This window comes from Solemya velum gill symbiont (genome assembly GCF_002020255.1).
GTDB lineage: Bacteria > Pseudomonadota > Gammaproteobacteria > Chromatiales > Chromatiaceae.
In genome coordinates, this window is sequence record NZ_MPQG01000022.1 from 1 (window position 1) to 16,926 (window position 16,926).

General features: G+C 50.6%; 13 protein-coding genes. 8 read left to right on the forward strand and 5 right to left on the reverse strand.

Annotation, left to right across the window (positions count from 1 at the left end; all coding sequences use genetic code 11):
- Positions 1-26: 26 nt before the first annotated feature.
- The 5 genes from BOW06_RS11755 (at position 27) to BOW06_RS11775 (ending at position 6,061) form a co-directional block, all read left to right on the forward strand.
- The gene (locus BOW06_RS11755) at positions 27-473 is read left to right on the forward strand and encodes a hypothetical protein (RefSeq protein ID WP_052132259.1); all 447 of its coding nucleotides are present in this window, start codon (positions 27-29) and stop codon (positions 471-473) included.
- Positions 474-730: 257 nt separating this feature from the next.
- Positions 731-2,149 (forward strand): form I ribulose bisphosphate carboxylase large subunit, encoded by a 1,419-nt coding sequence (locus BOW06_RS11760; RefSeq protein ID WP_043117722.1) that lies wholly within the window; start codon positions 731-733, stop codon positions 2,147-2,149.
- Positions 2,150-2,264: 115 nt separating this feature from the next.
- A complete protein-coding gene (locus BOW06_RS11765) occupies positions 2,265-2,621 on the forward strand; it encodes a ribulose bisphosphate carboxylase small subunit (RefSeq protein ID WP_043117720.1) in 357 nt (118 codons plus the stop codon).
- Between the two features lie 184 nt (positions 2,622-2,805).
- A complete protein-coding gene (locus BOW06_RS11770; protein WP_043117717.1) occupies positions 2,806-3,612 on the forward strand; it encodes a CbbQ/NirQ/NorQ/GpvN family protein in 807 nt (268 codons plus the stop codon).
- 67 nt (positions 3,613-3,679) lie between these two features.
- On the forward strand, positions 3,680-6,061 hold the full coding sequence (locus BOW06_RS11775; RefSeq protein WP_078453518.1) for a nitric oxide reductase activation protein NorD: 2,382 nt from the start codon (positions 3,680-3,682) through the stop codon (positions 6,059-6,061).
- An 86-nt stretch (positions 6,062-6,147) separates the two neighbouring features.
- On the opposite strand, the gene BOW06_RS11780 is transcribed toward BOW06_RS11775, so the two are convergent.
- Positions 6,148-8,490, reverse strand: coding sequence for a helicase HerA domain-containing protein (locus BOW06_RS11780; RefSeq protein WP_078453517.1), 2,343 nt, complete (start codon positions 8,488-8,490; stop codon positions 6,148-6,150).
- Positions 8,491-8,968: 478 nt separating this feature from the next.
- Here BOW06_RS11780 and BOW06_RS11785 point away from each other — a divergent pair, with 478 nt between their 5' ends.
- Positions 8,969-10,468 carry a putative Ig domain-containing protein gene (locus BOW06_RS11785; RefSeq protein WP_162181111.1) on the forward strand — a complete coding sequence of 500 codons (1,500 nt, stop codon included), beginning with the start codon at positions 8,969-8,971 and terminating at the stop codon, positions 10,466-10,468.
- Positions 10,469-10,858: 390 nt separating this feature from the next.
- On the opposite strand, the gene BOW06_RS11790 is transcribed toward BOW06_RS11785, so the two are convergent.
- From BOW06_RS11790 to dctP, 3 genes are read right to left on the reverse strand one after another with little or no spacing between them, the layout of a single operon-like run.
- Complete coding sequence (locus BOW06_RS11790; protein WP_078453522.1) at positions 10,859-12,238, reverse strand: TRAP transporter large permease; 1,380 nt, start codon at positions 12,236-12,238, stop codon at positions 10,859-10,861.
- A gap of 53 nt (positions 12,239-12,291) precedes the next feature.
- Positions 12,292-12,900, reverse strand: a complete 609-nt coding sequence (locus tag BOW06_RS11795) for a TRAP transporter small permease subunit (RefSeq protein WP_043117710.1) — start codon at positions 12,898-12,900, stop codon at positions 12,292-12,294.
- A 12-nt stretch (positions 12,901-12,912) separates the two neighbouring features.
- On the reverse strand, positions 12,913-13,962 hold the full coding sequence (gene dctP / locus BOW06_RS11800; protein ID WP_043117709.1) for a TRAP transporter substrate-binding protein DctP: 1,050 nt from the start codon (positions 13,960-13,962) through the stop codon (positions 12,913-12,915).
- Positions 13,963-14,183: 221 nt separating this feature from the next.
- Between dctP and BOW06_RS11805 the strand changes: the two genes are divergently transcribed.
- Positions 14,184-14,771 (forward strand): DUF4202 domain-containing protein, encoded by a 588-nt coding sequence (locus tag BOW06_RS11805; RefSeq protein ID WP_043118009.1) that lies wholly within the window; start codon positions 14,184-14,186, stop codon positions 14,769-14,771.
- Between the two features lie 113 nt (positions 14,772-14,884).
- Here the strand turns inward: BOW06_RS11805 and BOW06_RS11810 are convergent, their stop codons facing one another.
- Positions 14,885-15,778, reverse strand: a complete 894-nt coding sequence (locus BOW06_RS11810) for an alpha/beta hydrolase (protein WP_043117708.1) — start codon at positions 15,776-15,778, stop codon at positions 14,885-14,887.
- A gap of 87 nt (positions 15,779-15,865) precedes the next feature.
- Between BOW06_RS11810 and acuI the strand changes: the two genes are divergently transcribed.
- Entirely contained in the window at positions 15,866-16,849 is a 984-nt protein-coding gene (gene acuI, locus BOW06_RS11815; protein ID WP_043117706.1) for an acrylyl-CoA reductase (NADPH), read from the forward strand.
- Positions 16,850-16,926 lie beyond the last annotated feature (77 nt).

Consider the following 16,926-nt stretch of genomic DNA (forward strand, 5'->3'; position numbering starts at 1 on the left):
ACGAGGAAAACCGCTAGGGAAGCAACGTGCCGTATTACGTTTCACAAACCTTTTTCCGTCCCGACGAGATCGGCCGCTTTGAATGGATGCTGCCGGCCGATATTTACAACCTCCTGACCCTGATCCGCCGTGACAGCGACGGCAATACAGTGTTCATCGCACTTCGTGAAATGCAGTTTCTTGCCGTTATCGATACCGACGAGGTATTTTTTGTCGATGGCAATGGTGAATACCTCTACTCGGGTGACGAAGGGGGCAGGGTGATCAAACTGGCGATGCGTACTTTTCGTCCATCTGAAAGAGATGCGGTGACGGACCCGGTACCATGCGAGGTTGTCTGCTACAGTCCCGATGCGGAGAGCCTGTTTAAAATGCGGATCATCGGCGCGCTTGAGCCTGAAATGAGAAAATACCGTTCGGTACGCCAGCCACTGCCTGTACAGAAGGCAAATATAATCCCTTTGGGGGGTTAAGCTATATCCCTTTGGGAGATTGAGGAAATCGGGGATAGGCGCGATACTGCTCATACGTAGAGAGTGATAAGTACTTCCTTATGATTCTTATCAGAAGAATCAATTAGCATTTATACATGTTGGAAATATAATTACCCCCTACCTGAGGTGTGCGCTTAACGATGCCTCGAAGGTAATAAACGTTTTTATTTGACACTCGGTGAGCTGAATTGCCGGATGTCCCGAAAAACCCAACCCTTTCACGGGAGGAAGCCAGAATGGCAAAGACATATGATGCGGGCGTAAAAGAGTACCGCGAAACTTACTGGATGCCTGAGTACACGCCGTTGGATACCGATATCCTGGCATGTTTCAAAGTAACACCTCAGCCTGGTGTGCCACGTGAAGAAGTCGCTGCTGCTGTTGCTGCAGAATCTTCAACTGGTACCTGGACCACTGTATGGACCGACCTGCTGACTGACCTTGATCACTACAAGGGTCGTGCGTACGCAATCGAAGACGTACCTGGTGATGACACCTGTTTCTACGCATTCATCGCATACCCAATCGATCTGTTCGAAGAAGGTTCAGTTGTTAACGTTATGACCTCACTGGTTGGTAACGTATTCGGATTCAAGGCACTGCGTGCCCTGCGTCTGGAAGATATCCGCTTCCCAATCGCATACGTAATGACCTGTAATGGACCACCTCAGGGTATCCAGGTAGAGCGTGATCTGCTGAACAAGTACGGTCGTCCTCTGCTGGGTTGTACTATCAAGCCGAAGCTGGGTCTCTCAGCCAAGAACTACGGTCGCGCATGTTATGAAGGTCTGCGTGGCGGTCTTGACTTCACCAAGGACGACGAGAACGTTAACTCTCAGCCGTTCATGCGCTGGCGTCACCGTTTTGACTTCGTTATGGAAGCGATCCAGAAAGCAGAAGCCGAGACTGGCGAGCGCAAGGGTCACTACCTGAACGTTACTGCACCAACTTCTGATGAAATGATGAAGCGTGCTGAATATGCGAAAGAGATTGGTGCTCCAATCATCATGCACGACTACATCACCGGTGGCTGGTCTGCAAACACCCAGCTGGCACAGTGGTGTCAGGACAACGGCATGCTGCTGCACATTCACCGTGCAATGCACGCGGTTCTCGACCGTAACCCGCACCACGGTATCCACTTCCGTGTACTGACCAAGATCCTGCGTCTGTCTGGTGGTGACCACCTGCACTCAGGTACTGTTGTTGGTAAGCTGGAAGGCGACCGTGAAGCAACTCTGGGTTGGATCGATATCATGCGTGATTCATTCAACAAGGAAGACCGTTCACGCGGTATCTTCTTCGACCAGGATTGGGGTTCAATGCCAGGCGTACTGCCTGTTGCATCAGGTGGTATCCATGTATGGCACATGCCTGCACTGGTTAACATCTTTGGTGATGACTCTGTACTCCAGTTTGGTGGTGGTACGCTGGGTCACCCATGGGGCAACGCCGCTGGTGCTGCTGCAAACCGTGTTGCTGTTGAAGCTTGTGTTGAAGCACGTAACAACGGCCGTGAGCTGGAGAAAGAAGGTAAGGAAATCCTTACTACCGCTGCTGCACACAGCCCAGAGCTGAAAGCTGCAATGGAAACCTGGAAAGAGATCAAGTTCGAATTCGACACTGTCGACAAGCTGGACGTTTCTCACAAGTAATCTTGCCCAAGGCAAGATTATCCCGGACGCGCCACTGGCGTGATCCGGGATCCAGATCGAATTCAACTTTAGCTTTCAACAGATATTGAAAGCATGAGAAATTGAGGAATTAACAATGAGTGATATGCAAGACTACAAGTCAAGCTTGGGTAATGCTGATAGCCGCAAGTTCGAGACATTCTCTTACCTGCCTTCTATGGACGCTGACCAGATCCGTACACAGATCGAGTTCATCGTATCTAAGGGCTGGAACCCATCTATCGAGCACACTGAGCCAGCGAACGCTAGCGGTAGCTACTGGTACATGTGGAAGCTGCCTATGTTTGGTGAAACCGACGTAGACGCGATCCTGGCCGAGTGTGAAGCTTGCCACCAGGCTCACCCGAAGAACCACGTACGCCTGCTGGGCCTGGACAACTATGCCCAGTGCGCAGGTGCATCAATGGTTATCTACCGTGGTGAAACTGTCTAAGACCTGATTTTCAGGACCTTTGACGAAAGGGCCCCGCCCCCCTAACTTGGGCGGCGGGGCTTTTTATTAACACACACTGAATTTTCAGCCCAGAGTAGTCGGAATGATCGAATATTCCGGCCTGAACATTCAACTTGACCGGTTTTATACCGGGTAATACAGACAAAAGAAAAGGATCGAGACAATGAGTGATATCGACCGCGACCAATATCTGATTAAAGATGAACCCTACTACCGTTCGGTAACCAATGAAGTCGAAATGTATCAAGCAGCGTACGATGCGCGTATGCCGGTTATGCTCAAGGGCCCGACCGGTTGTGGTAAGTCACGCTTTGTTGAATACATGGCGTGGAAACTGCAGAAACCGCTGATTACAGTTGCCTGTAACGAGGATATGACGGCGTCTGACCTTGTTGGCCGCTTCCTGCTCGATATCAATGGTACCAAGTGGCAAGATGGTCCTCTGACAGTAGCTGCGCGTATCGGCGCTATCTGTTACCTCGATGAGGTTGTCGAGGCACGCCAGGATACAACGGTTGTTATTCACCCGCTGACTGACCACCGTCGTGAACTGCCGCTCGAGAAAAAGGGCGAGTTGGTCAAGGCGCATGATGATTTCCAGATTGTTATCTCCTACAACCCCGGCTACCAGTCACTGATGAAAGACCTGAAGCAGTCTACCAAGCAGCGTTTTGGTGGTATGGACTTTGATTATCCAGAGACTGAAATCGAGGTTGAGATCGTTTCACATGAAGGTAATGTTGATCGTGAAACTGCCGAAAAGCTTGTTCAGATCGCACAGCGTTCACGCAACCTGAAAGGCCACGGTCTTGATGAAGGCATGTCAACCCGTCTGCTGGTTTACGCAGCGCAGCTGGTTGGTAAAGGTATTGATGCGCAGTCCGCGTGCCAGATGGCACTAGTCACTCCGCTGACGGATGATCCGGATATGCGCGATACACTGGCTGCTGCAGTCAATACCTATTTCTAAACAATCATTCATTCGTGTGCATTTTGCACTTTGATTGTGACGATTGTGACGGAAGTAGAGGACTGCCATGAGCATTGATTTTTCCGAATACATCAGCTGTCTTGATGAGGAAGACCACGAGCACGTCGAAGCACTTGAGTCTTCCTATCACGAGGCACAACGATTCATGTCTCCACGTGGTTTGCAGAACTACCTGGAGGGCATGCGAGCCTTCTGTACGCTTGGGGGTGGACAGGACCTGGTATTAACCTATGTTCAGGAGATGCCTGGCGTCTGCAAAGAGGTAGGTGAGGATATTATCCCCGATATTGTCGAGGCGATGATGAAACTCTCATCACACACCTCGGGTTCAGTTATCACCTTGATTGTGTCTAACATGCCGCTGGCCGCATCGCGCCTCGGTGATGCTGACGTGATGCGCGGATTCCTCAAGCTGTTGCATCAAATGACCGGTAAGGCTCCACGCGGACTGCGTCCGATGATGGAGAATCTTGACGAGTTGTTATCCAAGCTGACTCTAGGCGGTTTGCGACGCTGGGTTTTGTGGGGCGCGCAGGCACATCAGCGCGATCTCGATGGCCAACTTGCCTATTTTGCTCTGGAGACTGATTCATCCAGATCTATCCTGCAGTCGGAGCGCCGCGGTACGCTGTTTATAGATAACCAGCGCAAGCTTAACTTCTATTTGCGTGCACTCTGGGCGCGTGCATTTTTCATGCGTCCAACTGCCGGTGACTTCGAGTCACGACAGGGTATCCGTCCCTTTATTGAAGACTTCCAGATTCATGTGCCGGATGCGTTTGATCCATTCCACGGCATCGATGGTATGGAAATCTACCGGGCAACAGTTGCACATGCAGCTGCACACATGGTCTATACGAATGACCGTATCTCGGCCGAAGAGCTGTCACAGGCACAAATGCGTTTCATCGAGATGTTTGAAGATGCGCGTGTTGAATACCTTGCCTACACTGAATTTCCCGGTCTGCGCAAGCTGTGGCTCTCCTTCTTTACAAGTGAGCCTCAAAAGGATGAGGAGACCGTCCAGGTACATGAAACCATGGACCTGATGATGCGCACCACGCGTGCCATTATGGATCCTGATTACAGTGATGAACTGCCCGCCATCAATGACATCGCATCAGATTACAGGGCCAAGCTGGAAAAAGATCCATACAACCCGCGTCTTGCCTGGATGGCGGGCGTTGAGTTCTACAACAAGATGGTCGAGATCGCTACCATCCCGAGTGTACGCATTCTCTCCGAGTGGCCAATTCCCTACCGTGACGATAACCGTTACTTCTGGGAGTTCTCCGAGAATATGTTCGAAACACAGGGCGTCGACTTCTTGCCGAGCTCAGAGCAGAATGTACGTCGCTACGTCAGCCTGATGGAGTTCGTCAACGAGATCGACTGCGAGATGGAAGATGGCAATCCCCAGGAGACCCTGGTGCTGTCGACCGAACTCTTTCCGTATGAAGATATGGGTGTCAGCTACAATGAGATGGAGGGTGTTGAGCCCGTCTCAGACCCATATCACTACAACGAATGGGATTACCATGTGCAACTTGCTCGGCCTGACTGGGCAACAGTCATCGAGCGTCGTCAGGGTAAAGGTGATCCTGATGTCATGGATGAGATTCTCACCAAGCACAAGCCGGTGGCATCACGCATTCGTCACCTGATTGATGCCATGCAACCGCAGGGAATCGTACGTCGACGTGGCTACGAAGAAGGTGAAGAACTCGATCTGAATGCAGCTGTACGCGCAATGATTGATATTCGTCGAGGCATCATGCCCGATCCGCGCATCAATATTCGTATTACGCGTCATCTGCGAGACTTGTCGATTGTACTGCTGCTTGATTTGTCCGAATCGACCAACGAAAAGATTGGTGACATTGCAGAAGGCGAAGAGGGATACGAGGATCAGCCAAGTATTCTCGACCTGACGCGCGAATCAGCAGGACTGCTGACATGGGCGATCGATTCCATCGGTGATAACTTCGCAGTACACGGTTTCGCATCCGATGGCCGTCATGATGTGCAGTACTATCGTTACAAGGATTTCGATCAGAGTTACGATGATGATGCCAAGGCGCGCATGGCTGGCATGAAAGGCAATCTTTCTACTCGCATGGGTGCGGCATTGCGTCACGCCGGATGGCACCTGACGCAGCAGAACGCGCAGAAGCGCCTCGTGTTGCTGGTTACAGATGGTGAGCCGGCTGATATCGATGAGCGCGATCCGCAGTACCTGCGTCACGATACCAAGAAAGCGGTTGAGGATCTCGCCATGCAGGGTGTCTACACCTACTGCCTGACACTTGATCCAAATGCTGATCAGTATGTTTCGCGTATCTTCGGTGAGAATAACTATTCGATCGTTGATGATGTTGAGCGCTTGCCAGAACGACTACCAAATGTGTTCGCTGCGCTGACTGGCTAGCCATCCCTGGCGCGACACCGAGCACCGTTCCACTCCCGGCCCCGCCTTCTCTGGCGGGGCTTTCAGTAGCTCCCTATCTTCTATAGCTACTGCTCAGCACTCCAGACGAGTGCAATACCGTCGACGACTATGTCGGTCTTGCGCAGCTTGATCGCAAACTCCTCAATCTCGATGTTATCCGGGTCGTACTCCTCGGCCACTTCGTCAAGTTTCTCTTCGAGCTCGTATCCGAGTTCCTCAATATCTGCCTGGTATTTCTTCACGCGTTCTTCTGCCCGTCCGACATCGCCGCGTTCTTTCAGAACGCTGGTACCGGCAGTTGCAATGGTAGATGGTGAACGGCCAAGCAGTGCACCGAGTATTCTTGCACCGGCACGGATATAGGAGTTGGTGGTATCGCCTTTCTCTTTCTCAAGCTTTGCCATGGCGCGCTGGAGACGGTCGACAAGTGTCTTCTCTTTTTTCTCGTAGCGCTCCTTGAGCTTGTCGATCTCTATCTCTTTTTTATCATTCAATGCATCGCTGACGCGCACTCTGAAATCACCGGAAGTTTCACCAGGCTGTGATTCCATCTTTGGTGATCGCGTGCGAAACAGCTCTAGTTTTCTTGAATGGTAAATCCACTCCTTCAATGCACGGGAGGCAGCAGAGAGTTTTCTGTCACTGCTGATGAAGTCAGGCAAGGGTGCGTAACTGATTTCGCTTGGTGCAGTTTTTGGAAGTTTCTTAAAGCATTGGCGACTCTCTGCTTCGTTGCTGGCACTCTCCCAGTCAAGATCAACACTGCCTTTATTGATCGGCAGTTCAAGGCAGTAGGATTCGTTGAAATCAATTCCGCGTGTCTGGTTGAAAAAGTGCAGATTCAGGGTCGCCATCAACGAGGCAGAGTAGTGGTTCTCTCCGCCGAATCCAGGCCTGAAACACTGTGGAATACTCTTGTCGATGGAGATATAGCTTTCATAGCCGCTTTTTCTGGTTATCTTTTTACCTGTTGCTGCGGACTCAGGGGTGGTAGCAGGGGTCTGGGACTTGCGTTCCTCCATCAAGGCGGAGATTTCATCGCGCTTTAATGGCCCTTTCAGGTAACTCATGACCCAACGCGTGCTGAACAGCCTGATGTCATCGAGATGTGCACTTTTAAGGAAAAAGGTTCGCTTGCTCAGGTTGGCCAGCAGCTTTCTGATCTCTTTTTTATCATATGAGGAGCCGGTTTTTCCTCCAAGCCCCTCAATGACACGATTGATATCCTGGGTTGTTTGCAGGCGCCCGATAAACCATGTGCCGATATTGGAGAGCCCCTTGTAATCAAGGTCAACAGGGTTCTGCGTGCTCAGTACAACACCAACACCAAAGGCGCGTGCCTGCTTCAACAGCAACAGCATTGGCTCCTTGCTGGGAGGATTGCTGGTTGGCGGGAAGAAGCCGAAAATCTCATCCATGTAGAGAATCGTCTTCAGGCTGGATGCACCGCTCTGGCGTCGCATCCACGCAATATACTTATTGAGCAGCAGGGTCACGAAGAACATGCGCTCATCATCACTGAGATGCGAGATGCTGAAGATAGCAATCTTCGCCTTGCCTTCCTCGTCATAGAGCATGCGCTGGATATCCAGCGTGTCGCCCTCCATCCATGTCTTGAATGTGGGTGACGCAAGGACTGAGTTAAATTTTGTTGCGAACTTGAAACGTTCTCCTTGCGGGTAAAATGACTCAAGCGGTAAGACGCCGATTTTCTTGAATGGCGGGCTGATGATACGGCCAATCAGATCCTCAAGACTCAGGTTGTCACCCTCCATCCATGCGGTGGAAATCAGTTGTGCGAGCAGAAGATATTCGACTGACTCAACCGGGTCTGCCTCTATACCGATTAGGGATAGCAGGCTGCTGACGGTTGTTGAGAGATAAGAGGTAAAGGCATCACTGTCTTCCAGGATGTTAGCCGGCGGAGCTTCAAGAGAACTTAGAACGTTGACGCTGATACCGGCGCTGCTACCCGGGGTGTAGATGGTTTTTTCGACGTTAGTGAATTTTTCAACTCGAGCACTATCCTGGTGGTGCCCTTCAATACCCTCTTTCCACATAGCGGAGATTTTCTTCGCGTAGGCAGGGGTCTGCTTGTTCTTTGAGCGAGCTTCATCTCTAACCCACGGTTCAAACGATGTGGATTCGAAGGCGGGATCAGTCAGGAGGAGGTTGCCCATATCACCCTTGGGATCGATGACGATTGACGGAATGTTGTCAATCGCAGCCTCTTCGATCAGTCCGATGCCAAGCCCGGTCTTACCACTACCAGTCATACCGATAATGGCAGCGTGGGTGGTAAAGTTCTTGTTCTTGAGAAGTGTCAGTTCATCTGTCGGGCTTTGAGATTCTTTGTCGACATCGTGACCAATATAAAAAAGACCCAGCTTTTCGTATAGTTCTTGCATCTTGGTACAGGCTCCTGATCAGAGAATTACTTCAATCTTAACCGAAAATTAATTGCAATTATCCCCCCGATATTCATTTCATCAGGTGAATTGTTTCACATAAAGTCTTGACTCCTGTTCACGTTGTCGGCTTTTGAATGCTGTGCTATATGTTCTGAAAGGGAAACAGTAATAGGGATCATTATTGTCAGGATGATTATTCAACCCCAAGCATATAGACGGAAAATGGGAGCTAGACCAATGCTGGAAGCGTGGGTTGATCGTTCCACTTACCTGTCTGAAAAAACCCCTGACACTCTTCTGTTTATTTCCAGTTTTAAAGTTTTCAAATTAACAGGCCTTAAGAGCCCTGGCAGTTTGCCCCAATAGTCGGATCGAACGCATTGGTTACTGATGCATAGTTCGATGTGTAAGGGGCATTACTTTTATTCAGTACAGGATAGCTATTTAAGAAGTATCTACTTACATGGAGGCAATAATGAATAAACAATGGAATAAACCTGGTGTTGTCGTATCCTTTTTGGTGCTGTCTGTTGCGGCTTTCCCCGTGATTAGCGTGTCAGATAACCTGGTTGAAAATGGTTCATTTGAATTCCCGGCTGAAGAACAGGGGGGTATACCCGGATGGCTGCAATATGGTAGCCGCATGCTCGAAGATGAGGGTCTTCCCAATGGTGCCGCTGATGGAGAGATAGTTGTTGAACTGAAAAAGGAAGATGCTTTTTTACAGCAGCAGTTGAGGCTCCCGCATAGCGGTCGTTACGAGATGAGTACACGACATATGTTATTAAGAGAGCCGGAATCGAGTAAGGTTGCCAAGGTAAGGGTGTTGTGGGGCCAGGAACAACTTGCCAGATTCAAGGCGAGTAATGACAACTGGCGTAGCCGACGCTTCGATCTCGTTGCAACAGCTGGTGATGGGGAGCTATTGATTGAACGTTACAAGGATGATTGGGCCGCATCACGACTGATTGATGATGTACGCCTGTATTCAACTTGCAGGGTGTCACCCAATCTTGTCAGAAATGGATCATTCGAATCAAACGGGTCGATTGTCGGTACAAAGAAGCCATGGCGTCTGGAGTATGGTGGCATACATAAATTCGACGACCAGGTTGATGAGCAGAATGTAGCTGAAGGGGGTAAAGCTGCTGCCTTAATGGCAGTGAATGAGGATGCGCATCTTTATCAGCAGTTAAAAACTGTACTTGGTCAGAGATATGAAGTGACATTCGAGCTCGCAGCGGCTGGTAAAGAGGAAGCCGATACGTCAGTTGAGTTCTGGTGGGGTCAGGAAAAGATAGCGGTACTTGATGCTTACTATCATCAGTGGTCAAGCCACACTTTTTCTCTTGATGCGTCACGACCCGAGACAAGGGTGCGGCTAATCAGGCGCCGTGATGGAAGAGATGTCTATTCGCTGCTTGATGATGTGCGAGTCTATGCAGTGGATGGCACCATTGAGATAGAGCCTTTTACGGCAGTTGTGACACCTGGAGTTGAATTTCAATATGCTCCGACCTACACATCAGATGCTGCTGTTGTGAAGCAATGGTCATTAAAAGATGCACCTGATGGAATGACAATCGATGCGCAAACAGGCGTCATTAACTGGACACCTGATACCGCGGAAGATACAAGTTTTACACTTGTTGCCGATGCTCCTGACTGTGCAGCACATGATGAGCAGTTAATTCAGCTTGAGGGTAATCATAATCCTCAGTTTACATCAGCACCTGTTTTGACCGCAGTGACGGGCACGCCCTACGTCTATTACTTGGCGGCGACAGATGCCGATGATGATGCCTTGATTTATGATCTTGAATTAACTCCTTCCGGCATGGTACTTGATGTTGATGAGGGTCTGCTCTACTGGCATGGACCGAAGATTGGCAATCACAATGTAATTGTGACTGTAGAAGATGGTCTGGGTGGTGTCGCTAACCAGGAGTTTGTCGTAACTGTAACCGAGCCTTGATGCGGTATTGACGTTGGAATCGCTAAACGACAACAGCCGGCATTAAGCCGGCTGTTGAAGAAGTGCTATCCCTGTACAATTTTAGTTGCTGCTCTTCCGGAGCTTATACGACATCCTTGTCGCGCAACCTGTGATCAGGAATTCCATTCCCGATATTAGAATATGATGCCATCCTGGCTCCTGATATCAATTCCGATTTAACGCTTCCACGTGTATTGAAAGATGGTGGCCTTTCTTCCTGTTCGGCGTGTCTTCCTGACACTCCATTTGATACCTTGGAGTTAAGTATATGGGTGTGGGTTATTTACACTAGTCGGAAAATTCTGAAATTGTTGTAAGTAAATTCCTACACCGTGTAAGTAATTCCCTACAAGCCTGTTCAAAATTTTGTCAGGAAAAGCCCATCAGGCCGGGCAGCCAGAGGACAATCTGGGGTAGTGCAATCAGGAGGGCAATAGTCAAAAAGTCAGCTACGAAGAAGGGTGTGACACCGTGAAATACATCCTGCACCGAGCATTCGTCACGCACACCGGCAACGACGAAGCAGTTGAGGCCGATCGGCGGTGTAATCAGGCATAGTTCGGCCATTTTGACGACGATGATGCCGAACCAGATGGCGCAGCCCACACCCGAGACACCAAAAGCCGATTCAGCCGCAGTGACTGCATCACCGCCGTTGAGCGCGATCACAGCCGGATAGACGACTGGCAGAGTCAGCAGCAGCATGCCGATGGCATCCATGAACATGCCCAGCAGCGCATAAGCAAGCAGGATCAGGATCAGGGTGATCATCGGGCTCTGCTCCAGGCCTGTAATCCAGTCGGAGAAGGCACTGGGCAGATCGGCAAAGCCGAGAAAGCGGACGTAAAGCAGAACACCCCAGATGATCGTAAAGATCATCACTGTGAGTTTGGCTGTTTCCAGCAGTGCGCTCTTGAGTTCACCGCCTGTCATGCCTTTCCAGAGGGCCATGCAGAGGATGACGAAGGCGCCAAGTGAACCGGCCTCGGTGGGCGTGCCGACACCGCCGTAGATACACACCACGATAATGCCGACGACAAAAAAGATCGGCAGCGTTCCGGGAAGGGATTCAAAACGCTGTTTCCAGCTGTAACCGGTAACCGGTGGGCCAAAGTCTTTTTTTGTCTTCGCCAGGAAAACGACCAATCCACCATAGATCAGGGCCGAGACCATGCCGGGCAGAAAACCGGCCATTAGCAGTGCACCGACATCCTGCTCAACAATGATTGCGTAGATGACAAGAATGGCTGAAGGCGGAATCAGGGAGGCGAGGGTACCACTGGCAGCGACCACACCGGCAGCAAAACGCTTGTCATATCCCAGCTGCAGCATTTCCGGAATGGCGATGCGCGCAAACACTGCCGAAGTTGCAACCGAGGCGCCAGATACGGCCGCGAATCCTGCCGCCGAGAAGACGGTTGCAACGCCCATGCCGCCCGGCAGCCAGCCAACCCAGCGTTTGGCAGCTTCGAACAGCGCACGTGTCAGGCCGGCATGATAGGCAAGAAAGCCAATCAGGATAAACGTGGGTATCAGTGAGAGGGCGAGTGTAGATACCTTGGAGTGTGGAATCGTACCGGCCATTTTCATGGCGACGACAACACCTCTCTCAAAACCCATCTTGGCTGAGAAGATCCATACCAGTCCGATAAAGCCTGCGATTGCAGCAGCAAAGGCAACACGCATACCGATAATGACAAAAAACAGCATGAAGCCGGTAACCCACAGGCCGATGCTGACAGAGTCCATTTGTCCCATCGCCTCAAACAGGGCCATCAGTTGCGTTCTCCGTCATCCATGGTTTAGTTACCCATGACTGAATCGGCTTCTGCTGCAGCAACAGAAGCTGCATCCTCAATCAGTGGTACTGCAACCGGTCGTTCAGTACGTTGCCTGATCGCACGAATGTAGCCCCAGCATTGCAGTACCAGGCGCAATGCGAGAATCGTCAGGGCGAACGGTACAACCAGCTTGGCAGGCCAGGTCGGCAGGTTGATGTCGAGAGAGGAGTCACCAATGTTATATGCACGATAGAAGTGCAGGTACGAGCCGTAGATGAGTACCAGGGTCACTAGCAGCATGAGGAAAGTGGATAGTAACTCGACTGCCCACAGACGCCACCCATGTATATGTGAAACAAGGATATCCATGCGGATATGACCGCCCTGGCGTTGCGTGTAGGCGATACCAAGAAAGGCAAAGAAGGCCATGGATTGCTCAACCCAGTCGACATAACCGCTAATCGGCAATGAGAAAATCCAGCGACCCAATACATTCGTTGTGGCGAGGAATACCAGCAGAAGAATGACAATGCCGCCAAGCAGCGTCAACAGGGACTCCAGCCTGAATAGCAGTTGGTCGCTGCGACTCAGGCGGGAGTTATCTGTCAGTACACTGTTGGCGCCAGCCATTGGACGAAAGTCTTACTTTGTTTTTGTATTTCCGTCTCTGGCTTTCATCGCAAGCTTGCTCTCTTCAGCAAAGAGTGCCGCTGTGAAATCGAATAGCGCTTGTGAGTCGAACTTATCGGCATTATTCGTGACCCAGTCATTGCGAACAGATTCGGCAAGCTCATTGAGTTTGGTTGTTTGTTCCGAGCTAAAGGTAACCTTGTTCAAGCCCTCTTCGGTAACAGCCTTCTCATAGGCACCAGTGGTATTGTTGTCGTAGTTGTCGACATAAAAAGCGATTGCCTCGTTCACAGAGCCCAGCAGTGCTTCCCTGTTGGTGTCGCTGAGTGCATTCAGTGCATCGGTATTGACGACAACAGGGCAGTTGGCAGAACCGAGGTTAAGGTTTGTTGTGGCCCACTTGCCTACCTTGTAGGTCTTTGTCGCCAGGTGAGCATGGGGTGCAAATGAAGCTGCATCGATAACACCTGAGTCCATTGACTGGCGTACTTCGGAGAACGGGACACCTGTCTTCACTGCACCAAGTTTGCTGAGTACGCCCATGATGCCGCCCGGACCACGGACTCGCAGTCCGTTGAAATCATCCAGTGAGCTCAATGCATCAGTTTTACTGACAATATTGTATTGGGGCAGAGGTGTTGGCATCAGCAGGGTTGCATTCCAGCGAGCTAGATCCTTGGCGACAACCGGGTGCTCGTGCACTTTCTGATAGATCTCTGCAATACGTGCAAGCGAGACATTCTTTGAGAAAGGCAGCTCGGTGACCGTTATCGTCGGATTCTTGTCCTTGTGGTAGAAGGAGCAGAACTGTGCCATCTCGAAAGCACCGATGGAGATGCCGTCGAGATTCTCTTTTGATTTGGATAATCCGCCATAGGAGATATTCAGTTTGAAATCGCCCTTGGTTTTCTGTTCAACAAGTTCAGCGAGCTTTTCAACGTTTTCAGTAAAGGCTCTGCGCTTGCCCCATAGTGAGACATTCCATTCGGTCGCTGCCTGTACTTCAAAAGCCAGGAAGCTGACACCGATTGCCGATGCAATCAATATTCTACTGAGTTTCATAAATTTCTCCGGTGGTTTTGTTGTTTGCTGCTGCATCAATTGTGTGCAACAGTCATTTTTGTCTGTCCAATCTACCACTATTGGGAATAGGGCAACAACCTGAAGGAAACTGGACTATTTGAGTATTTCCTTAAAAGGGTTCCGGTTGGTTGGAGGAGCTCTTCATGGTAAAATGTGTCATTACTATTCGATAACGGAGTTGTACGATGTCTTCACAGGAGATGTTTGAAAAGGCAGTATCGTTGATTGATGCGGCAAATAGCGAAGATCCAAACAAGGTCACGGCTGATGGAAAGGAGTGGCCTAAAGAGTTGCTCTATTCACACCGCATGGCAGAGATGATTGACCGTTTTGCACCCGATGCAAATGATGCCGCCAAGCTGGCAGTTCGCGCTCAGCATATCCAGCGCTGGAAGTCACCGCGTGATGAATACCCGATGAATCGCCAGGGCTATCTGCAGTGGAGAACCAACCTTTACAAGTTTCATGCGGAAACTACAGGTGAATTGTTGAAACAGGCAGGCTATGACGACGAATTCATCGAGGAAGTGAAGAAGGCAGTTGGCAAGCGCGCGCTGAAGGTTAATCCGAACACGCAACTGCTCGAGGATGTGGTTGACCTCGTGTTCATTGAACACTACATGCTGGAATTTGCTGAAAAACATCCTGAATACAGCGAAGAGAAGTGGATCGATATCATCCAGAAGACCTGGAAAAAGATGTCGGAGACAGCGCATGAGTTTGCACTGTCAGGAAACATCACCCTGCCTGAACCGCTTGTGCCCCTGATTCAAAAAGCACTCGCCTGATTTCAAGGTAGCATCCCCGGACTTCAAGATGGTATCACCCCGGACTTGATCCGGGGTCTATCTGGAATTGCGCACGTGCCTCTGGGTACCGGCTCAAGGCCGGTATGAGAAGTTCAGAGTGATTCGATAAATTCAACCGTTTCGTCTGCGAGGTCCTCGGCATAGAGATCACGGAAGAAGTGATCTGCACCATCAATGACGCTCATCTGGATATTCTCCTTCTCTCCAAGCGCCTCGATTTTCTCTTCGAGATTAACGACGACAGTGTCTTCGCTGCCAGCAAATACCATGACAGGTTGTGAAAACTCCTTGAGTATGTAGGTTGTTTCCATGCGCGGATCATCAGCATAGTAGTTAGCAAAGGAGGCGGCAGTCGCCGAGGTTTTCTGACAGTAGATGAAATCGACATTTTCCATCATGGTGTCGCCCTTGCCATCAGCAACCAGCTTGTTGGCTTTTTCGACAAGGGGAGCGAGATCCACTTCATAACGTTTCTTGTAATCGGCTGCCAGGTAGTCGAATCCATTGGAAGCAGGTGCGATCAGAACGGTTCCTTTTACCGGGCTTCCTTCTTTCAATTCAGAGGCGTACCAGGCAGTCTGGTTACCACCGCGTGAGTGCCCCAGCAGAATGATGGAATCAACACCCTGGCCAGTGAGCCACTGTTGCCACAGGCCAATCTCCTCGATTGCATCAGTATGCTTGTGATTGTGCGGGACAGGGCAGTCATACATGCCGGTACGTTCACTTAAGCCAAGACTGAGGCTGATAGACAGGGAGCTGTAGCCACGCTCGCTGAAGAGCTCCTGCAGTGTTGCCATAATCTCCATCTGGCCATGTGCCAGGGTGCCATGTGTCATCAGGATGACAGGTTTCTGCTGCCATGTTTCATCAGCAGTTTCAAGGCTGGCATTCAGTACAAGCCCTTTGTGTTCAATTGTGACTGGTTCGGCCAGTGCCCACTGGCTTGCGAGGCTTAGCAACAGGAGTGCATACAATTTACGCATGGTTTTATCTGATATTTAGATTGAATAGTTCGACTATCCTAACCTAACATGACTAACTGGTAACACATCAAAATAACGGAGACGAGAATGTTCAAGGCACTGGTACTCGATCAGGTCGACAAGAAAACAACGGCAGAGGTCAAGCAGCTGGAGATCAGCGATCTGCCTGACGAGGAAGTGCTCGTTGATATTGCTTACTCTTCACTCAATTACAAGGATGGAATGGCGGTCACAGGGACCGGGAAAATCGTACGTGATTTCCCCATGGTTCCGGGTATCGATTTTGCCGGTACCGTGAGTGAATCGGCCTCTGAACGTTATCAGCCGGGTGACGAGGTGATTCTGACAGGCTGGAGTGTCGGTGAGCGTTACTGGGGTGGCTACAGTCAGAAAGAGAGAGTGAAGGCAGACTGGCTGGTGCCCATGCCGGATGGTCTGGATGCACGCAAGGCGATGACAATTGGCACTGCAGGTTTGACAGCGATGCTGTGCGTTATGACTCTCGAGGAGGCCGGTGTAAAACCCGATTCCGGCAAGGTTCTGGTCACAGGTGCCGCTGGCGGTGTCGGCAGTATCGCAGTTTTGTTGCTGTCTCAGCTTGGTTACCAGGTCACGGCGGTGACCGGTCGTCCTGATACGCATGAATATCTGCGCCTGCTCGGTGCAAGCGATTTTATCAGTCGTGAGGAGATGGCGGCCGCAGCACGACCGCTGGAAACCCAGAAGTGGGCCGGTGCAGTCGATGTTGTCGGTGGCGATATGCTGGCACGCGTGCTGGCCGAGATGGACTACAACGGGGCTGTTGCAGCCTGTGGACTGGCGGGAGATTTCAAACTCAGCACAACTGTCATGCCGTTCATTCTTCGCAATGTCAGCCTGCGCGGTGTCGATTCAGTGATGTGTCCGCCAGAGCGTCGTACAGTCGCATGGGAGCGTCTCGCGAGTGAATTGCCTGAAGAAGCCTACAGCAATATCGGTAAAATCATCTCGCTCGAAGAGGTTGTCTCCGCCGGTGCAGACATTGTTGCCGGCAAGGTGAAGGGACGCGTGCTGGTTGATCCCAACCTGTAAAAAAAATGATGCAATACTGTGTCCTGATAACTCATCAGGGCACAGTGGGTTGATCTCAGGTGTATCCGCAGCCCAGG